Genomic DNA, 18,284 nt, shown 5'->3' on the forward strand with positions numbered 1-18,284 from the left:
ATCAGGCGCGCGACTGGCCGCTGAGACGGCGGCAGACATCGTCCAGCTGTTCCAGTGTCTGATACTGAACGCGGATCTCGCCGCCCCGGGCACCATGCCGGATATCGACATTGAGGCCCAGACGCGCCGCAATATCAGCTTCCAGAGCGCGCGTGTCAGCATCCTTGTCACCCGTCACGGCCGTCTTGCCGGCCGACTTGGTCTCGATACCGCCATTCTGGGCATCCCGCGCCAGCTTCTCCGCCTCACGGACGGACAGGCCTTTTTCGACAATAAGAACCGCCAGGGCTGCCGGACCCGGCGCATTCGCGATCGCCCGCGCATGGCCGGCCGAAATCTGGCCTCTGGCAAGATATGTCAGCACGGTATCCGGCAGGGCCAGGAGGCGCACCATATTGGCAACATGACTGCGGCTCTTGGAAACGGCCTGGGCGACATCTTCCTGGGTGTGACCGAAGCGCTCGATCAATTGTTTATAGGCCTGAGCCTCTTCAACCGGGTTGAGATCAGCCCGCTGAACATTCTCGACAATACCGATTTCTAGCGTTTCACGGTCCGTCAGCTCACGGATCAGGGCTGGAACCTCGTGCAGGCGGGCCTTCTGGGCCGCACGCCAGCGGCGTTCACCGGCGACGATCTCGTAGCTGTCCTCACCCACCGGGCGCACCAGGATCGGCTGGACAATCCCTTTCTCCGCAATCGAGTCCGACAGGGCCTGAAGCTCCGCCTCGGTCATCGTCTTGCGCGGCTGGTCCGGATTGGGCCGGATCAGCTCGATCGGCAGGGTGCGAACGCCATCCCGGCTGGGCTTTCCGGTCTCACCCGCATCGGCAGCCGGCGCGGAATAGCCTTCCGTTTCGGATTCCCCGAGCAGGGCCGACAGGCCCCGGCCCAGGCGGCGGTTCTTTTCAGTCGAAGTCATGCGATTTCACCCTGCTCTTCACGGCGGCGCTTGCGCTCTTGCTGGACGATTTCCTTGGCGAGGCTGATATAGGCCTGCGAGCCGGAACATTGGAGATCATAAAGCAGGACAGGCTTGCCCACGGAGGGCGCCTCGGACACGCGCACATTCCGCGGGATCATGGTCTTGTAGACCTTGTCACCGAAATGCTCGCGAACATCGGCGGCCACTTCGGCCGAGAGATTATTGCGGCTGTCATACATGGTCAGGACCACGCCCTGGATATCCAGGCGGGAATTGAGATGCCCCCGCACCCGGTCCACCGTACGCAGGAGTTGGGACAGGCCTTCCAGGGCAAAAAACTCGCACTGCAGCGGCACGAGGATGGAATCCGCAGCCGTGAGGGAGTTCACCGTCAGCACATTCAGCGAAGGCGGACAGTCGATCAGGATATAGTCGAGCGCTTCGCCCTTGAGATCGGTCAGGCTCTTGTCGATCGCCCGCTTGAGACGATAGGAGCGGCGCTGGTCGTCTGCCAATTCCAGCTCCACACCGGAAAGCAGCTGGTCGGACGGGATGATGGACAGGCCCGGAACCACGGTCTTGACCAGAGCCGAAGAGAGCGGGTCGCCCTCGATCAGCACGTCATAGGCGGTCAGTTTTCGATCCTGCGGCGGCACGCCGAGACCCGTGGACGCATTGCCCTGGGGGTCCAGATCGATGATCGCGACTTTTTGACGGATAGCGGCGAGCGCGGTTCCCAGATTGATGGCGGTCGTCGTCTTGCCGACACCGCCTTTCTGGTTGGCTATGGCAATGACACGGGGCGCTCTGCGGCGCTCTACTTCATCGGACACGCTCGACCTCTTTCATATGCAGGATCACCCCGTCGCTCGTTCGGCTGGGGATGACGTCATATTCAACTGTCCAGCTTTTACCGGCCTCGGTCAATTCATCGCGGTATTGTCGGCCCTTGAAGAACAGGCCCTCAGCCCCGTTTTTCAACAAGGGAGCGGCATAGCCCAATAATTTATTCAAGGGCGCAAAGGCCCGGGCGGTCACCAGATCAAAACCCTCTGCCGGATCGAGCGTTTCCACGCGCACAGACCGCGCCTCAGCGTCGAGGCCCAGTTCCGCGATCACCTTGCGCAGGAAAGCGACCTTCTTGCCGACACTGTCGATCATCACGACCCGGGCTTTTTGACCCCGTTCGCGCAAGCCTAAAGCCAGGGCAATGCCCGGAAAGCCGGCCCCGGCGCCCAAATCGGCGATGAGGCGGACATCGGAGGGCACATGCTCCATCAGCTGATAGCTGTCGAGCGCATGCCGCTCCCAGAAACTGTCCAGCGTATTGCGACTGACGAGATTGGTATGGGCGCTCGTCTCCACCAGGAGCTCACGCCAGCGATCAAACGCGTCGAGTGTTTCACGTGAAACACCGGTCGCTTGGGCAAAGTCTTCGCGATCCACCTAGCTGGCCTCTTTGTTGAGCCGTTTCACATGCGCGAGCACGGCCGTCAGCGCGCCCGGCGTGACCCCTTCAATCCGTGCCGCCTGGCCCAATGTTTCCGGACGCGCACGCTCCAGCTTCTCGCGGGCCTCATTCGACAGGCCACCGACGCGGGTATAGTCGAGGTCCCGCGGCAAGCGCACAGCCTCATCCCGGCGGAAGGCCAGAATGTCGGCCTGCTGGCGATCGATATAGCCGGCATAGAGGGCATCGATCTCGACCTGTTCGGCGACCGCGGGCGACAGGGTTTCCAGCTGCGGCCAGACGCGGCAGACATCTGCCCAATCAATATCCGGATAGGCCAGAAGCTCGGACACGGTCCGGCGCTTGCCATCGGAATTGACCGACAGGCCCTGCGCCCGCGCCTCATTCGGCGTCAGGCTCAAAGCCGTAACCGCTTCGCGGGCCTGGCCCAGCTCTTCCATCTTTTCGCGATAGCGTGTTTCACGTGAAACAGAGGCCGCACCCAGATCAATCGCCTTCTCGGTAAGGCGTTGGTCGGCATTGTCCGCCCGCAAGGTCAGCCGGTATTCAGCCCGAGAAGTGAACATCCGATAGGGTTCGCTGACACCCCGGGTGATCAGATCGTCGATCATCACACCGATATAGGCATCGGACCGGCTGAGAATGAAAGCCTCGCGACCCTGAGCGGACAGGCCCGCATTCAGACCCGCCATCACGCCCTGGGCCGCCGCCTCTTCATACCCGGTCGTGCCATTGATCTGGCCCGCCAGCCAAAGCCCCGGAATAGCCCGGACCTGAAGCGTCGCATCGAGTTCGCGCGGATCGACATAGTCGTATTCGATCGCATAGCCATAGCGCTTCACCTCGACCTGCTCGAGACCGGGAATGGTTCGGAGAAACTGGTCCTGAACCGCATCCGGCAACGAGGTGGAGATGCCATTGGGATAGACCGTATCGTCGTCCAGACCCTCCGGCTCCAGGAAGACCTGGTGCTGGGTCCGGTCTGCAAAGCGCACCACCTTGTCCTCGATGGACGGACAATAGCGCGGTCCGCGGCCGGCAATGGCACCGCTATAGACCGCCGATTGGCCCAGATTGTCGCCGATGATCTTGTGCGTGGCTTCCGTGGTCCGGGTAATCGCGCAGGCAATCTGCGGCACACGGATCTGGTCAGTCAGGAAGGAAAACGGAACCGGGACTTCATCTGCGTCTTGTTTGTCCAGACTGTCCCAATCGATGGAGGATTGGCGAAGCCGTGCCGGCGTGCCCGTTTTCAACCGCCCCATCTGCAGCTTCAGCCCATAGAGCCGCTCGCCCAGACCGATCGCCGGCTTTTCACCGAACCGGCCCGCCGGAATCCGCTCTGCGCCCCGGTGGATAATCCCGCGCAGAAATGTCCCTGTGGTCAGCACAACGGAGCTGGCCTGATATTCGATGCCCGCCTCATCCACGACACCGACACAGCGCGCGCCATCGAGGATCAAGTCCTCAACCGCCGCCGCCCGGATCTCCAGGTTTGGCGTCCCGCTGAGTTCCGCCTGCATCGCCTCGCGATAGAGTTTCCGATCCGACTGGGTCCGCGGACCGCGCACAGCCGGACCCTTGGACCGATTGAGCAGGCGGAACTGGATGCCGGATGCGTCAGCCACCCGGCCCATCACACCATCCAGTGCGTCGATCTCCCGGACCAGATGACCCTTGCCGAGCCCCCCAATCGCCGGATTGCAGGACATCTCGCCGATTGTCTCGAGCTTGTGGGTCAGCAGGAGCGTCCGGGCACCAAGACGCGCCGAAGCCGCGGCTGCGTCGCAGCCGGCATGTCCGCCGCCAATGATGATGACATCCCAGGACTGCATGATCCCGATATCCCTGAAAACCGTGTCTCGCACCGCGCTCTGCAAGGGGCGCTGAAAGGTCGGCTTACATAATGCCCGCAGGGTTCAGAGTCGAGGGCAAAGCCCGGTGTTTCACGTGAAACAGTGAAGCGGTCGCTACTTGCCAATACAGAACTGGCTGAAGACCCGATCGAGGATATCCTCGACATCCACCCGACCCGTCAGGCTTTCCAGGGCCCGCACGGCCAGGCGGGCATCTTCTCCGGCCAGTTCCGGCGCAATAGCCAATTGGTCCCGGCACCGCTCCAGGGCGTGAAGAGCCGTCTCGACAGCCCGACGATGGCGCGCCCGCGACAAGGCCGGCAATTCCCGGGCACTCAACCGGTCCTGGACGATTTTCTCGATCCTGGCTTCCAGCGCCTCAACGCCCTGCCCTGACTTCGCACTCAAACGATAGGCCCCGTCCGCCGATTTTTCCGGCGCCAGATCCAGCTTGTTGAGGACCAGGAGATCATCATCCTTCAGCCGGCCCCGCAGATCGAGCAGGTCCGCATCGGAGCGCGCATCCACCACACCGATCCGAAGATCCGCATTATCCGCCCGGTCCAATGCCCGGCGCACACCTTCTGCCTCGATGGCATCGACCGCCTCGCGCAGGCCCGCCGTGTCGGAAATAATGACCGGAAAACCGGCCATGGTGAGGCGAACCTCCACAATATCCCGCGTCGTGCCCGGAATGTCCGTGACGATGGCTGCTTCTCTGCGGGCCAGCTTGTTGAGCAGGCTGGACTTGCCCGCATTGGGCGCTCCGATCAGGGCGATGGAAAACCCGGTGCGAACCCGCTCGCCCCGGCGGCCATCATCCAGATGCGCTTCCATGGACGCGATCAGCTGGGAAAGCGGCTGATAGGCGCGATGAGACAGCGCGTCCGGCACATCCTCTTCATCCGGGAAATCGATCTCGCCTTCAATCGACGCCATGGCGCTGATCAGATCTTCCCGCCAGCCCTCATAGAGCGCCTTCAGGGATCCCGACATCTGGGCCAGAGCCTGGATGCGCTGGCCCTCCGTCTCGGCCTCAATGAGATCGGCCAGACCTTCAGCCTCGGTCAGGTCCAGCTTGTCGTTTTCAAAAGCCCGCCGGGTGAACTCGCCCGGCTCGGCCGGGATGGCCCCGGCTTCGTCCAGCGCCGCCAGCGCCGCCTCGATCACGGCCGGACCCCCATGCAAATGCAGCTCGGCGCAATCCTCGCCCGTGAAGCTGGCCGGTCCGGCAAACCAGAGTACCAGGGCCCGATCGATCAGACTCCCGTCCGGCGAGCGCAGGGTTCGCAATGCCGCCTGCCGGGGTGCCGGACGCGGCAAACCGGCCAGCGCGTCGAGAATACCCCCGGCCCCCAGGCCAGACAGACGTACCACCGCAACTCCGGACCGGCCGGGCGGCGTGGACAGCGCATAAATCGTTGTGTCCACGATGGTGGACTCCCTGGCTTTTGTTTGCGGGTCTAACGGTTCTTGGTGGTGCCGGTCGAACCGCCGGACGCCGTACGCATCAGATCCATGAATTGGTTCGTCATCTGACCGCCGAACGCTGTCCATTGTTTCATCAGGACCTCCGGGTCCATCTGATCCATGTTCGCCTCGGCGCGCCGGAGCATTTCATCCATCATCATCTGGTTGAACGCCTTTACGTCCGGCAGGCCCAGAAACGTCCGGGCTTCTTCCGGGGTACAATCTATCTCGATATTGACCTTCATGCCTGCCTCGAATGATGCTGACTGCCGATCCGAGCACTCAACAGGAGCCCGACATGTCCGGTCAAGATATCCGCATCACTGGTCCGGCCGGAGACTTCTCCGCCTATCTCGCCACACCCGCCTCCGGCAAGGGGCCCGGCGTGGTCGTCCTGCAGGAGATCTTCGGGGTGAACCAGGTGATGCGGGATCGTTGCGACCAACTCGCCGAGGCCGGTTTCGTGGCGCTTTGTCCCGACCTGTTCTGGCGGATCGAGCCGGGGGTCGACATCACCGACAAGAGCGAGGCGGAGTGGAAAAAGGCCTTCTCCCTGATGCAGGCCTTCAACCCGGATACCGGGATTGAGGATATTTCCGCCACGATCACCCATCTGCGCGGCATGGATAACTGTACCGGCAAGGTTGGCGCCATCGGTTATTGCCTGGGTGGCCTGCTGGCCTATCTCACCGCAGCCCGTACCGACAGCGATGCCTGCGTCGGCTATTATGGCGTGTCGATCCAGGATCGGCTGGACGAGGCGGCCAATATCGCCAAGCCGCTCATGCTCCACATTGCCGGCAAGGACCAGTTTGTTCCGCCCGAGGCCCAGGCAGCCTTGCATGCCGGGCTCGATGATCACCCCCAGGTGACGCTGTTTGACTATCCCGAGGATGATCACGCTTTCGCCCGGCCGGAGGGCGATCACTACAATGAAAAAAGCGCGGCCCTGGCGAACCAGCGCACGCGCGATTTTCTCAAAGCTAATCTGGGCTAGCGGTCAGTCGACCGCACTGGCCACGGCCCAGCTTTCCCGCGCGGTGATGCGCTTGAAATAAGCTTGGACATTCTCCGGCGCATCACCCAATTTCCCAATTAATTTAAGAAGATAGAGCATGTAGCCCACGGAGATATCGGCGGCCGTGAAGCGGTCGCCCGCCAGATACTCGCTGTCAGCCAGTCCGTGATTTCCTATAAATTCCAGACCCTTGAGGGTTTCGCTCCAGGCCCAGGCGGCGATAGCGGGGTTTCGCGCTTTTTCCGGCAGGAGGAAGGTGTGGCCCAAGACCATGTTCACACCGACACACAAGCCAGCCTCGCCGAAATGGAACCATTGCAGATAGCGTCCGTAATCCGGGTCATCCACGGCGGGCTGGAGATCCGTCGGTCCGTACCGGTTCATGATGAACTCCATGATGGCCAGGGATTCCACCAGGATTTCGCCATCAGCCTCAAAGGCCGGGACCTTCCGCATGGGATTGATCTTCGCATAGGCCTCGTCTCCCGCCGGCCGCTTGTCGAAGGCCACCGGGACCACCTCATGCGCCAACCCCATTTCCTCCAGCAACCAGCGCACCCGAACGGACCGGGTCCGCGGCGCATGATAGAGCTTCAAATTCGCTGTCATCAGATCGACCTCCCTTGCTTTTCTGTGGCCGGGATTGAGCCCCGCGTCCGGAAGAAATGAAACCCGTATTGAACGCATCGACAACATGCAGTCTTGTGACCCGATACCGTCAATGCGTGGCTTTATACGTTCCGACCGAGGACTGTTTCACATGAAACAATCAACCGCCTGTCTCCTTCTGGCGACCGCCCTGACCGCTTGCTCACCATCTGCCATGCCGGACCCGGTGGATCGGGCTGCTCCGGCTCTGGCGCTCGACTGTTTCCGGGAGCATGGTGTCGCCATGCTGGCCGCCCACCGGGCCGGACCCGCCAGCGGCTATGCCGAGAACGCCCTGTCCAGCCTGGAGCGTCTCGCTGGCCTGGGTGTCCTCTATGCCGAGATCGATGTGCGCCAGAGTGCCGATGGCGAACTTTTCCTGCTCCATGACGAAACGCTGGACCGGACCACGACCGGCGCGGGTCCGGCCGAAACCCTGAGCTGGGCAGAATTGTCCGCCCTGTATTTGCGGGACCCCGATGGCGTCATTCTGGAAGACCGCATTCCGACCCTGTCTGAGGCCTTTCTGATTGCCCGGGAGTCCGGTCTTGTCCTCAATCTGGATCTGAAAACGATCGATGCTGATACCATTGTGACCGCCATAGAGGCCGCTGATGCCCGTGACCTGGTCGCAATCATCGCCTATTCCGTCGAGGACGCCGCCGCAATCCACGCCCTGGATCCCGGCCTTGTCCTGTCAGCCCCCGATGATCCGGACGCGCTGTCCGCCGCCGGCGTCAATCTCGACACGACCTATCTCTGGCTCGGCACGGACCCGTCCGAAGCGATCCGGGACGCCCGGTTTGCCGGTGAGGATCTGGAGACCTCGATCGGTCTCTTCCGCCATGAACCCGGCCCGACCAGTCTTTACACCGATGCCCGCAATGCCGGTGTCGAACTTCTGTCCATCGACCATGTTGAAGACGCTGTCGCGGCCCTGGGCGGCCCAGCTGTCCTGCATGCCCAGATTGATGCCTGTGCGGTCGCGAATTCGGAGAATTGAGACATGACGAAAGCCATCCGCATTTCAGAATTCGGAGATCCATCGGTTCTTCAGTGGGTTGATATCGATTTGCCCGATCCGGGCCCGGGCGAGGTCCGCGTGCGTCACACCGCAATCGGTGTGAATTTCATCGACACATATCACCGCTCCGGTCTCTATCCCCTGCCCCTGCCAGCCGGGATCGGCCTGGAAGCGGCGGGCATTGTGGACGCAGTGGGATCTGCGGTGACCCACCTCAAGCCCGGCGATCGCATCGCCTATGGCAGTGGTCCCCTGGGTGCCTATTCACAGGCGGCCAATTTGCCGGCCAACCGCGTTGCCCTCATTCCTGACGGCGTGTCCGATGAACAAGCCGCCACGCTGATGCTGAAAGGCATGACCGTCCGCTTCCTGTTCAAGGATTGCTTCGCCGTTCAGCCTGGCGACACCATTCTCTTCCACGCCGCCGCCGGCGGTGTCGGCCAGATCGCCTGCCAATGGGCCAAGGATATGGGTGTCACCCTGATCGGCACGGCTGGCTCCGATGAAAAATGCCTTATCGCCAAAGAGATGGGCGCCAGCCATGTGATCAATTACAGCCGGGAGAATGTCGCGGAAAAGGTTCGCGCCCTGACCGATGGCCAGGGTGTACCGGTTGTCTATGACGGCGTGGGTGCCGATACATTCGAAGCCTCTCTCGACTGTCTCCAGCCGCGCGGTCTCATGGTCAGTTTCGGCAATGCCTCCGGCCCGGTGACCGGCGTCAATCTGGGCCTGCTGGCCGCCAAGGGTTCGCTCTATGTCACCCGTCCGACCCTGATGCACTATGTCGCCCGGGATGAGGATCTGGCCGCCAATACGGCCGATGTCTTCGATGCTGTGAAACGCGGTGCTGTCACCAGTTCCATCGGCCAGCGCTGTCAGCTCGCCGACGCTCGCCAAGCCCATGAAGATCTGGAAGCCCGCAAAACTGTCGGGGCCAGCATTCTTCTGCCCTGATCACGGCAGGCGACAAGACAAAGAAAAACCCCCGGCGCTCGGCACCGGGGGTTCTTTTTGATCGGGTCGATCCTGTTATGTGTTCATCGAGTCGAAGAACTCATCATTCGTCTTGGTCTGGCGCAGCTTGTCGAGCAGGAACTCGATCGCATCCTGGGCACCCATCGGGTTGAGGATACGGCGCAGGACATACATTTTCTGAAGCTGGCCGCGATCCACAAGGAGTTCTTCCTTACGCGTACCGGACTTGAGGATATCGATCGCCGGGAAGACGCGCTTGTCGGCGACTTTCCGGTCGAGCACGATTTCCGAGTTACCCGTACCCTTGAACTCTTCGAAGATCACCTCGTCCATGCGCGAACCGGTATCGATCAGCGCCGTGGCGATAATGGTCAGTGAGCCGCCATTCTCGATATTCCGTGCGGCACCGAAGAAGCGCTTGGGACGCTGCAGCGCATTGGCGTCCACACCACCGGTGAGAACCTTGCCAGAGGACGGAACCACCGTGTTGTAGGCCCGGCCCAGGCGCGTGATGGAGTCCAGCAGGATCACCACATCCCGGCCGTGTTCGACCAGACGTTTGGCCTTTTCGATCACCATTTCGGAAACCTGGACGTGACGCGTAGCCGGCTCGTCGAAGGTGGAGGCGATCACCTCACCCTTCACCGTGCGCTGCATGTCCGTCACTTCTTCCGGGCGTTCATCGATCAGCAGGACCATGAGATAGCAATCGGGATGATTGCTCTCGATCGAGTGGGCGATGTTCTGCAGCAGAACCGTCTTACCGGTCCGCGGCGGCGCCACGATCAGACCACGCTGGCCCTTGCCGAGCGGAGCCACCATGTCGATCACGCGACCGGAACGGTCCTTCACCGTGGGGTCCTGGGACTCCATGACGAAACGGCTCTCGGGATAGAGCGGCGTGAGATTGTCGAAATGGACCTTGTGACGGGCGCTTTCCGGGTCCTGGAAATTGATCTGCGAGACCTTGAGCAGGGCGAAATAGCGCTCGCCATCCCGCGGGCTGCGAATCTCGCCTTCCACCGTATCCCCCGTCCGCAGGCCGAATTTGCGGATCTGGGTCGGCGACACATAGATGTCGTCCGGACCGGCGAGGTAATTGGATTCCGGGGAGCGCAGGAAGCCGAAACCGTCCTGCAGCACTTCCATCACACCGCCGCCATGGATTTCCACATCGCGCTCGGCGAGGGCTTTCAGGATGGCGAACATCATGCCCTGTTTGCGCAGGGCAGAGGCGTTCTCGATCTCAAGGGCTTCCGCGAACTGGAGAAGTTCGGTCGGCTTCTTTTCCTTGAGGTCTTGCAGCGTCATCCGCTCGATACCGTCGAGCAGGGGGTGTGACGTAGTTTCTTCGGTCATGTGTCTATCTATCGGCCAGAAGGGGCGGGATTCCCGGACAAATCAGGTGGGAACCATCGCGATCAAGCAAACCGGGTGCCGTTTGATATCAAAGCGACCCGTGATCTGTGGAATGGGCTGGCGCACCGTCGGACAAAGGTCCTGGGTCACGCAAAGAAGGGATCCTGAAAAGGAGTTGCCTGAAGCCTTGCCATGCGACGTGCACAAGGTCAAGCACTGCTACCGTCCGGCCACTTATTTCAGGACAACGACCACGATGGGTACGATGATGAAGGCCAGAAGGAAGGGCACTTCATTGAGCATGCGATACCGCTTGTCCGGCCAGTCATTCGTGCCGTCCTGAAAGCGTTTGAAGCGCACGGCATAAAGATGATGGATGCCGGTCATGGCGATCACGGCCAGGAATTTCACCGTCCAGGCCCAATGGGCAAAGATCGACCAGCCTCCGGCCCGTTCCGCATTCGACCAGATCAGGAGCAGACCGAAAATCCAGGCCGCGATCATGGCCGGGTTCATGATGAATTTGAGCAGGCGCCGTTCCTGCTGTTTCAGCGTTTCATCCAGCTCGCCGCCCGGAATGGCGCCGCAATGGTAGACGTAGAGCCGCGGCAGATAGAGCAAGCCCGCCATCCAGGCGATGATCGACAGGATGTGCAGGGCTTTCAGCCAATCATACGCCGCAAGGATCATGCGTTTTCCAATTCCAGCATTTTCGCCCGGCAGGGGCATTCGCCCCATTCAGCCGGACAGATGCGCTGTCCGCAATCAGGCTGAACATCACTGCTGCGGCCCAGAGCGGTCTTCACCATCGTGGCAAGGGACTCGATGAAGACCGGGTCCTGGCCCAGCGCCGGCACGCGGACATAGGTGGAAATCCCCACTTCATGGGCGATCTCCGCGTATTCCTCATCCAGCTCGACCAGGGTTTCGATGTGTTCGGACACAAAGGCGATCGGTACGAGAAGAATGCCCGACTTGCCGTCTTCCGCCGTCTTGCGAATGGCATCATCCGTCGCCGGACCGATCCATTCCAGCGGCCCCACGCGGGATTGATAGCAAATCTCCCAATCGGGAAATTCCGGCAATTGCGGCATCAGGGCCCGCACTGTCTCTTCCACCTGCCACTGATAGGGATCACCGTCCTCGATGACGGTCTTGGGCAGACCATGCGCCGAGAAGAGCAAGCGGACATTCTCCGGACGGCCGGCTTGTTCCCAGGTCTTGCGGATCAGGGCTGCATGGGCATCCAGGAAAGCCGGCTCTGTCGGATAGCAACACACGGTCCGGGTTTCCGGACCGCCACTCTCCCGCCAGCGGTTGAAGGATGAAGCCGTCGTGGTGGTGGAATATTGCGGATAGAGCGGCAGGAGCACGCACTCATCCGGATCCCAGTCCGAAACCTCGCCGGCAACCGTCTCCGTCAGTGGATGCCAGTAGCGCATCGCCGGAAACACACCGATCTCCCAGTCCGGCAGATCACTATCCAGCTGGGCCTTGAGGGCGTCTGCCTGTTTGCGGGTCTCCGCAAGCAGAGGCGATCCCCCGCCCATCTTGGCGTAATTGGCCTTGGCTTCCTTGGCGCGCGTCGTGGAGATCAGCAGCGCCAGCGCTTCGCGGATCAATCCCGGTGCCCGGATAATGGCCGGATCCCGGAACAGATTGCGCAGGAAGGGGCGCACATCATCCTGTCCATCCGGTCCGCCCAGATTGAACAGGACAACAGCGAGTTTTCGGCGAGCGTTTTCCACGTCTCACTCCGTGTTTCAGCCCCGTTCCCGGATCCGGCGCAGCAATTGGTGCACATGATCAACCGGGACATCAGGGGTAATTCCGTGACCCAGATTGAAGATATGGGGCCGGCCGGCCCAACTATCCAGCAAACGATCTGCTTCGCGATCCAGGGCCTCGCCGCCCGCCCGCAATACGGCCGGGTCCAGATGCCCCTGGACCGGCATGCCTTCCGGCAGGATGGACTGCGCATAGGCCGGGTCCATGCCCGTATCCAGCGCGACAGCATTCACACCGGTTTCCCGGGCATAGCGCGCATACATGGAACCGGCACCCCGCGGGAAACCGATGATCGGCACGGTCACACCGGCCGCGCGAACCTTGTCGACAATCCGCTTGGTCGGATTGATCACGACACGCTCGAACAGGGGCTCCGGCAGACCTTCAGCCCAACTGTCGAAAATCTTGAGCACTTCCGCACCGCAATGCGCCTGCATGACGAGATATTCGGCCGTCGCATCGGCAATCCGGTTTAACATGCCGTCAAACGCTTCAGGATGCTGCCAGGCGGCGACACGCGCTGAAAACCGGTCCTTGGAGCCTCCACCCTCGATCATGTAGGTCGCGACCGTCCACGGGGCACCTGCAAAGCCGATCAGCGTGGTTTCATCGGGCAGTTCCGGTTTCACCCGCTTGAGGGTCTCACCCACCGGTCCCAGTACCTCCTGGACCGTATCCGTCGTCAGTTCCTCGAATTGACGCGGATCGAAGGGTTCAAGCCTGGGCCCCTCGCCAGCGACAAACCAGACCTTTCGTCCCAAAGCGATCGGGATCAGAAGAATGTCTGCGAACAGGATGGCCGCATCAAACCCGAACCGCCGGATGGGCTGAAGTGTCACTTCCGCAGCCATGTCGGGTGAAAAGCAGAACTTGATGAAATCGCCAGCCTTCGCACGGACTTCGCGGTATTCAGCAAGATACCGGCCGGCCTGGCGCATGAGCCAGACGGGAGGCGGGGACAAGGCGTCTCCTGCGAGAACCTTGAGAAGGGGTTTGTCAGAACTCTGTGTCATCCCGTCTGATTAGGCACAGGCGGACGAAGGATCAATGCGGTGTTTTCACCGCCCACATTTATTCCTTCTATCTAATAGATTTTATTTGTTGTGTTTGTTGGGGCCGTGGAAGCTGTGGGTAGATGCGGTCATACCGTAATCGACATATTCTTCCTGCCGGAAAAGACATTCACACCGCTTTGTCCACGGCGATTGGAAAACCGGACAAAAGAATGTGTTTTCAGATAATTATCCTTGAAAGCGTGTGTGAATTACCGTGTGAAAAACCGATTTCTGCCGTGAACTGTCAAAATGCATCCACAGGCTTGCCAACAAGGGCCGGGCGTGTGGAAAGTCTTGTTGGTTGGCGCGGGTAAGACCCGGTACTACTCACAGGGTGCTGAAAGCCGGCCCGATCTGTCCCCGGTTTTCCCAACTTGTTAACAGATCGTAAACGCGAAACAGGGGAAGCGAGCCCGATGAGTGTTCCGACCAAAACCATCGAAACCTGTTTCCACATCCACATGGTCTCCGACTCCACGGGGGAGACCCTGATGGAAGTGATGCGGGCCTCTGTCGCCCAGTTTGAAGGCACCAATCCGCTCGAGCATTTGTATGCCCTGGTGAGGTCATCGCGACAGATGGAACGCGTGTTCGATGAGATCGCCGCCTATCCCGGGATCGTTATGTATACGGTGGTGAATCCGGATCTGCGCCGCGAACTGGAAACCAAATGCGTGGAATTGGGTATTCCGGCCATTGCCGTGCTGGATCCCATGTTGGCCACCCTATCCGCCTATCTCGGCCGCCCGGTCGCCAGCCGCGCCGGCGCCCAGCGCTCGCTGGATGCCGAATATTATCGCCGGATCGACGCGCTCAACTTCGCCATGGCCCATGATGACGGCCAGGGTGATGATTATGAAGCGGCCGATATCGTTCTGCTGGGTGTCAGCCGGACCTCCAAGACGCCAACCAGCATTTATCTGGCACACCGGGGGTTTCGCGCCGCAAACATTCCCCTGGTGAAGGGTGTGCCGATCCCGGAAGCCATTTACAGCCTGCGCAATCCGCTGGTTGTCGGCCTGACCGCCTCGCCGGAGCGGATCGTGCAGATCCGGCGCAATCGTCTTTTGTCCCTCAATGAAGATCGGGACACGGATTACATTGATGATTTCGCCGTGAAAGATGAAATCCTTCATGCCAAGCGTCTCTACGCCAAATACAAATGGCCGACGATTGATGTGACGCGTCGCTCGATCGAGGAAACAGCCGCGAAAATCATCAATCTTCTCAATGAAAAGCGGAACCAGACGAAATGACGCGTTTTGTGCTCGCTTCCGGCAGCCAGATCCGCCGCCAGGTTCTGGAAAATGCCGAAATCCCGTTCGAAGTGATCAGGCCGGACGTTGATGAAGCCGTGATCAAGGCGGAACGCTCCGACCTGTCGCCGGCCGATATGGCGCTTGTGCTGGGCAAAGCGAAGTCCGAAGCCGTGTCACGACAGCACCCGGACGCACTTGTGCTGGGCGCGGACCAGACGATGGAGCTCGATGGCCAGCTTCTGGACAAATTGCCGGATGCCGCGCTTGCCCGCGACCGCCTCCTGTCCATGCGGGGTCGGCCCCACCAGCTGCATTCCGGCCTCGCGCTGTACAGGAATGGACAGCCGGTCTGGACGCATCAGCAAACATCGACCCTGCATGTTCGTGATTTTTCTGATGAATTCCTGGACTCTTATCTGGAACGCGCCGGTTTTGCCCTGACGGCCAGTGTCGGCGCCTATGCCTTCGAGGGTCTGGGCGCGCAATTGTTCGAACGGGTCGAGGGTGACTATTATGCCATTCTCGGCCTGCCCCTCGTGCCGCTCCTTCACGCCTTGCGGCAAGAAGGAGTGCTGGTGTCATGAACGGGATCAGCGGAGCCGCGCATCTGGCCGGGGTTATCGGCAGCCCGGTCTCCCACTCCTTGTCACCGCGATTGATGGGGCATTGGATCCAGGCGCTCGATCTGGATGCGGCCTATGTGCCCTTCGCGGTGGAAGCATCCGGTCTCGACGTCTTTCTCGCCGGCATCGCGAAATCCCAGCTGATGGGTGTCAATGTTACCCTGCCGCACAAGGAAAAAGTGCTGGCCCTGGCCGATACGGCCAGTGATGCCGCCAAGCGGATCGGAGCGGCGAACCTCCTGACATTTGATGGCGACAAGATTCACGCTGACAATACCGATGCGCCGGGATTTCTGGCCGCTCTGAAACCGGCAAATATCAAATACCGGCAGTCAACAGCGCTGGTCCTGGGCGCCGGCGGTGCGGCGCGCGCTCTGGTCTATGCCCTACTGACATCGGGTATTTCCCGTCTCATCCTCACCAACCGGTCCAGGGGCCGCGCGGAGCAATTGGTGGATGATCTTGCGCCGATGGCGGCCGTGGTCGACTGGGACCAGAAGGACAATGTCCTCGGCGAAGCGGATCTGGTGGTGAATGCCACGGCTCTGGGTCTCAATGGCGATCAGCCGCTGAAGCTGGACTGGTCAAAAGCCCGGTCCGGAGCCGTGGCCTTCGACAGTGTCTATACCCCGCTCAATACCCAGTATCTCGCGGATGCCCGCAAGGCCGGTCTGACGGTTGTGGACGGGCTGGACATGCTAATCGGCCAGGCCCGGCCGAGTTTCCGGGCTTTCTATGGCCGCGAAGCGCCCATTCTGCCGCCGGTGAGACCTGTCCTGCTTAAGGCCTTGGGAGAAAAGGCGTGAAGATTGTCGGCCTGACCGGATCCATTGGCATGGGGAAGTCGGCAACGGCCAAACTGTTCCGGCAACAGGGCATTCCGGTCTTCGATTCCGACGCCTGTGTCCATGACCTCTATGATATCGGCGGATCGGCGGTGGAGCCTGTGGGCGAGGCCTTTCCGGGCGTGGTGCATGAAGGGGCCGTGGATCGGGAAACCCTGTCGGCCCAACTCCGCGAAGACCCGTCCGGTTTTGCCCGCCTGGAGGCGATCGTCCATCCCCTGGTGGCTCAGGCCCGCGAGCACTTCATCCATGACGCGTCCAAGGCTGGTGCCGCTTTTGTCATTCTTGACGTCCCGCTCCTGTTCGAGACGGGCGGGCATGAACATGTCGATGCCGTGGTTGTGGTGCACGCACCGCAGGCGGAACGCCGGGCGCGGGTCCTGCAGCGTCCGGGCATGACGGAAGAGAAGCTGGACGCCATAATTGCGCGTCAGACACCTGATTCGGTCAAACTGGACCAGGCAGACTACATCGTTGAAACTTCGGGCGGTTTGGACGATGCACGCCGGCAGGTGGCCGGAATTGTCAAGAAGTTGTCAGGATAGGGCTTTCCATCCGGGCCGGCGCATAAGGGGCGGATATGCGGGAAATCGTCTTCGATACCGAAACCACGGGGCTGGATCCCAAGACCGGTGACCGGATCACCGAACTGGGCTGTGTCGAGGTGATCGATTTCATCCCTACGGGCCGCACCTTCCACACTTATGTGAATCCGCAGCGCGAAGTGCCGGAGGAAGTGGTCAAGATCACCGGTCTGACCACGGAATTCCTCAAGGACAAACCCTTGTTCGAGCATGTGGCCCAGGAATTCGTCGATTTTGTCGGTGATGCCGTCATGGTGGCGCACAATGCGCCCTTCGACCGCGGTTTTATCAATATGGAATTGGCGCGCCTGGGCATCGACATCTATCCGGACGACCGGTTCAAGGACACGGCGCGGATCGCCCGGGCGAAATTCCCCGGCTCCTATGTCTCGCTCGACGCGCTCTGCAAACGCTTTGATATTTCGCTGGAAACGCGTGACGTCCACGGCGCCCTGATCGATGCCAAACTGCTGGCTGAAGTCTATCTGGAATTGTCGGGCGGCCGGACCCAGGTGCTGGACCTGTCCGGCAAGGGCGTCGAGACGGCAACCAGCGGCAAGGTGAGCTTTCCGGCGCGTCCGGCGCGTCCGCGGCCCCTTGCTTCCCGCCTGAAAGACGAAGAGCGCGCCGCCCATTCCGCCTTTGTCGACGAAATGGGCGAAAACGCGCTCTGGAAAGTCCTGACGTTGAACTGACGGCCTAGTTGGCAGCCGCCGGATCGCCATTGCCGTTCGGGGCGGAACCCGGAGCGGCGGCTGCGCGCTGGGCGAGCTGCTGGCGGTAGAGTTGGGCGAAATCGACCGGCTCGAGCATGAGCGGCGGGAAATTGCCGTCGCGGGTGGCGTCGGCGAGGACGCGGCGCGCATACGGGAAGATCAGGCGCGGGCACTCGATCAGCAGGAGCGGCTCACGCTCGGTGTCAGCGACATTGGCCATCTGGAACAGGCCGGCATAGGTCAGCTCGGCGATGAAGACGACTTCCTTGGCTTCCTGGTCGCGCGCGGCCCGGGCCGTGATCGACAGGGCCACTTCGAACGTGTCTTCGCTCAGAGAACGGGCTTTCACGTCGATCGACAGGTCGATACCCGGTGCCGGCTGGCCCGGACGCAGCGTATCGGGCGCACCCGGATTCTCGAAGGACAGGTCTTTCACATATTGCGCCAGCACGCGAAGTTGCGGCTGGGTCGGTGCTTGGGTGTCGGCGGGCGTGGACGGTGCGTCGGTCATGTGAGTCCCCGGATGGGTTCTGTGAAACAGGGTCAGCCCTGTTCAGGCTGAACTAAAACTAGCCGGGCGGTTAGCATGCGCACCCGGTTGCGGCAAGGCAGGAGCACCGCATGCGGGTGGCTGACGCGACGCGGTTTAGGCCCTATATCTAGGA

At 61.2% G+C, this 18,284-nt stretch carries 20 protein-coding genes; 8 read left to right on the forward strand and 12 right to left on the reverse strand.

Features of this window, described 5'->3' with window-relative positions; genetic code table 11:
* Position 1 precedes the first annotated feature (1 nt).
* The 6 genes from I0K07_RS02500 to I0K07_RS02525 form a co-directional block, all read right to left on the reverse strand.
* Positions 2-922, reverse strand: coding sequence for a ParB/RepB/Spo0J family partition protein (locus I0K07_RS02500; protein WP_203291086.1), 921 nt, complete (start codon positions 920-922; stop codon positions 2-4).
* Positions 919-1,758, reverse strand: coding sequence for an AAA family ATPase (locus I0K07_RS02505; protein ID WP_203291087.1), 840 nt, complete (start codon positions 1,756-1,758; stop codon positions 919-921). Before I0K07_RS02505 ends, I0K07_RS02500 begins: the two co-directional genes overlap by 4 nt.
* A complete protein-coding gene (gene rsmG, locus I0K07_RS02510) occupies positions 1,748-2,371 on the reverse strand; it encodes a 16S rRNA (guanine(527)-N(7))-methyltransferase RsmG (RefSeq protein ID WP_203291088.1) in 624 nt (207 codons plus the stop codon). The genes I0K07_RS02505 and rsmG overlap by 11 nt, the downstream gene beginning before the upstream one ends.
* Positions 2,372-4,231, reverse strand: coding sequence for a tRNA uridine-5-carboxymethylaminomethyl(34) synthesis enzyme MnmG (mnmG, locus tag I0K07_RS02515; RefSeq protein WP_203291089.1), 1,860 nt, complete (start codon positions 4,229-4,231; stop codon positions 2,372-2,374).
* Between the two features lie 135 nt (positions 4,232-4,366).
* Positions 4,367-5,683, reverse strand: coding sequence for a tRNA uridine-5-carboxymethylaminomethyl(34) synthesis GTPase MnmE (mnmE, locus tag I0K07_RS02520; RefSeq protein ID WP_203291090.1), 1,317 nt, complete (start codon positions 5,681-5,683; stop codon positions 4,367-4,369).
* Between the two features lie 32 nt (positions 5,684-5,715).
* Entirely contained in the window at positions 5,716-5,967 is a 252-nt protein-coding gene (locus I0K07_RS02525; RefSeq protein WP_203291091.1) for a DUF6489 family protein, read from the reverse strand.
* Positions 5,968-6,020: 53 nt separating this feature from the next.
* On the opposite strand from I0K07_RS02525, the gene I0K07_RS02530 reads away from it, so the two are divergent.
* Positions 6,021-6,719, forward strand: coding sequence for a dienelactone hydrolase family protein (locus I0K07_RS02530; protein ID WP_203291092.1), 699 nt, complete (start codon positions 6,021-6,023; stop codon positions 6,717-6,719).
* A gap of 3 nt (positions 6,720-6,722) precedes the next feature.
* Here the strand turns inward: I0K07_RS02530 and I0K07_RS02535 are convergent, their stop codons facing one another.
* On the reverse strand, positions 6,723-7,349 hold the full coding sequence (locus I0K07_RS02535) for a glutathione S-transferase family protein (RefSeq protein ID WP_203291093.1): 627 nt from the start codon (positions 7,347-7,349) through the stop codon (positions 6,723-6,725).
* 151 nt (positions 7,350-7,500) lie between these two features.
* Between I0K07_RS02535 and I0K07_RS02540 the strand changes: the two genes are divergently transcribed.
* Both I0K07_RS02540 and I0K07_RS02545 read left to right on the forward strand, forming a co-directional pair.
* The gene (locus tag I0K07_RS02540; RefSeq protein ID WP_203291094.1) at positions 7,501-8,391 is read left to right on the forward strand and encodes a glycerophosphodiester phosphodiesterase family protein; all 891 of its coding nucleotides are present in this window, start codon (positions 7,501-7,503) and stop codon (positions 8,389-8,391) included.
* 3 nt (positions 8,392-8,394) lie between these two features.
* The gene (locus tag I0K07_RS02545) at positions 8,395-9,369 is read left to right on the forward strand and encodes a quinone oxidoreductase family protein (protein ID WP_203291095.1); all 975 of its coding nucleotides are present in this window, start codon (positions 8,395-8,397) and stop codon (positions 9,367-9,369) included.
* Positions 9,370-9,444: 75 nt separating this feature from the next.
* Here the strand turns inward: I0K07_RS02545 and rho are convergent, their stop codons facing one another.
* The 4 genes from rho to hemE all read right to left on the reverse strand — a co-directional run bounded on the left by rho (position 9,445) and on the right by hemE (position 13,550).
* Positions 9,445-10,749, reverse strand: coding sequence for a transcription termination factor Rho (rho, locus tag I0K07_RS02550; protein WP_420828471.1), 1,305 nt, complete (start codon positions 10,747-10,749; stop codon positions 9,445-9,447).
* A 234-nt stretch (positions 10,750-10,983) separates the two neighbouring features.
* Positions 10,984-11,439 (reverse strand): CopD family protein, encoded by a 456-nt coding sequence (locus I0K07_RS02555; protein ID WP_203291096.1) that lies wholly within the window; start codon positions 11,437-11,439, stop codon positions 10,984-10,986.
* A complete protein-coding gene (hemH, locus tag I0K07_RS02560; RefSeq protein WP_203291097.1) occupies positions 11,436-12,497 on the reverse strand; it encodes a ferrochelatase in 1,062 nt (353 codons plus the stop codon). The genes I0K07_RS02555 and hemH overlap by 4 nt, the downstream gene beginning before the upstream one ends.
* Before the next feature lie 15 nt (positions 12,498-12,512).
* Entirely contained in the window at positions 12,513-13,550 is a 1,038-nt protein-coding gene (gene hemE, locus I0K07_RS02565; RefSeq protein WP_203291098.1) for a uroporphyrinogen decarboxylase, read from the reverse strand.
* A gap of 458 nt (positions 13,551-14,008) precedes the next feature.
* Here hemE and I0K07_RS02570 point away from each other — a divergent pair, with 458 nt between their 5' ends.
* Genes I0K07_RS02570 through dnaQ form a run of 5 tightly spaced genes read left to right on the forward strand, consistent with a single transcriptional unit; the run spans position 14,009 to position 17,598 of the window.
* On the forward strand, positions 14,009-14,848 hold the full coding sequence (locus tag I0K07_RS02570; protein ID WP_203291099.1) for a pyruvate, water dikinase regulatory protein: 840 nt from the start codon (positions 14,009-14,011) through the stop codon (positions 14,846-14,848).
* Positions 14,845-15,435 carry a Maf family protein gene (locus I0K07_RS02575; protein ID WP_203291100.1) on the forward strand — a complete coding sequence of 197 codons (591 nt, stop codon included), beginning with the start codon at positions 14,845-14,847 and terminating at the stop codon, positions 15,433-15,435. The genes I0K07_RS02570 and I0K07_RS02575 overlap by 4 nt, the downstream gene beginning before the upstream one ends.
* Positions 15,432-16,280, forward strand: a complete 849-nt coding sequence (gene aroE / locus I0K07_RS02580; RefSeq protein WP_203291101.1) for a shikimate dehydrogenase — start codon at positions 15,432-15,434, stop codon at positions 16,278-16,280. Before I0K07_RS02575 ends, aroE begins: the two co-directional genes overlap by 4 nt.
* Positions 16,277-16,864 (forward strand): dephospho-CoA kinase, encoded by a 588-nt coding sequence (coaE, locus tag I0K07_RS02585; RefSeq protein WP_203291102.1) that lies wholly within the window; start codon positions 16,277-16,279, stop codon positions 16,862-16,864. Before aroE ends, coaE begins: the two co-directional genes overlap by 4 nt.
* 35 nt (positions 16,865-16,899) lie before the next feature.
* Positions 16,900-17,598: a DNA polymerase III subunit epsilon gene (gene dnaQ / locus I0K07_RS02590; protein ID WP_203291103.1), complete on the forward strand. Its 699-nt coding sequence runs from the start codon at positions 16,900-16,902 to the stop codon at positions 17,596-17,598.
* 4 nt (positions 17,599-17,602) lie between these two features.
* Here dnaQ and secB read toward each other — a convergent pair whose 3' ends face one another.
* On the reverse strand, positions 17,603-18,130 hold the full coding sequence (gene secB, locus I0K07_RS02595; protein WP_203291104.1) for a protein-export chaperone SecB: 528 nt from the start codon (positions 18,128-18,130) through the stop codon (positions 17,603-17,605).
* Positions 18,131-18,284: the final 154 nt, after the last annotated feature.

The organism is Maricaulis parjimensis (assembly GCF_016817355.1).
Lineage (GTDB): Bacteria > Pseudomonadota > Alphaproteobacteria > Caulobacterales > Maricaulaceae > Maricaulis > Maricaulis parjimensis.

What these genes read in the sequence shown, in the direction of transcription:
- I0K07_RS02570 (WP_203291099.1), top strand. Translation starts at nt 14,009, where the DNA reads ATGAGTGTTCCGACCAAAACCATCGAAACCTGTTTCCACATCCACATG.
- I0K07_RS02540 (WP_203291094.1), top strand. Translation starts at nt 7,501, where the DNA reads ATGAAACAATCAACCGCCTGTCTCCTTCTGGCGACCGCCCTGACCGCT.
- I0K07_RS02500 (WP_203291086.1), bottom strand. Translation starts at nt 922, where the DNA reads ATGACTTCGACTGAAAAGAACCGCCGCCTGGGCCGGGGCCTGTCGGCC.
- I0K07_RS02575 (WP_203291100.1), top strand. Translation starts at nt 14,845, where the DNA reads ATGACGCGTTTTGTGCTCGCTTCCGGCAGCCAGATCCGCCGCCAGGTT.
- aroE (WP_203291101.1), top strand. Translation starts at nt 15,432, where the DNA reads ATGAACGGGATCAGCGGAGCCGCGCATCTGGCCGGGGTTATCGGCAGC.
- rho (WP_420828471.1), bottom strand. Translation starts at nt 10,749, where the DNA reads ATGACCGAAGAAACTACGTCACACCCCCTGCTCGACGGTATCGAGCGG.
- I0K07_RS02555 (WP_203291096.1), bottom strand. Translation starts at nt 11,439, where the DNA reads ATGATCCTTGCGGCGTATGATTGGCTGAAAGCCCTGCACATCCTGTCG.
- mnmG (WP_203291089.1), bottom strand. Translation starts at nt 4,231, where the DNA reads ATGCAGTCCTGGGATGTCATCATCATTGGCGGCGGACATGCCGGCTGC.
- I0K07_RS02530 (WP_203291092.1), top strand. Translation starts at nt 6,021, where the DNA reads ATGTCCGGTCAAGATATCCGCATCACTGGTCCGGCCGGAGACTTCTCC.
- dnaQ (WP_203291103.1), top strand. Translation starts at nt 16,900, where the DNA reads ATGCGGGAAATCGTCTTCGATACCGAAACCACGGGGCTGGATCCCAAG.
- secB (WP_203291104.1), bottom strand. Translation starts at nt 18,130, where the DNA reads ATGACCGACGCACCGTCCACGCCCGCCGACACCCAAGCACCGACCCAG.
- hemE (WP_203291098.1), bottom strand. Translation starts at nt 13,550, where the DNA reads ATGACACAGAGTTCTGACAAACCCCTTCTCAAGGTTCTCGCAGGAGAC.
- I0K07_RS02535 (WP_203291093.1), bottom strand. Translation starts at nt 7,349, where the DNA reads ATGACAGCGAATTTGAAGCTCTATCATGCGCCGCGGACCCGGTCCGTT.
- I0K07_RS02525 (WP_203291091.1), bottom strand. Translation starts at nt 5,967, where the DNA reads ATGAAGGTCAATATCGAGATAGATTGTACCCCGGAAGAAGCCCGGACG.
- I0K07_RS02545 (WP_203291095.1), top strand. Translation starts at nt 8,395, where the DNA reads ATGACGAAAGCCATCCGCATTTCAGAATTCGGAGATCCATCGGTTCTT.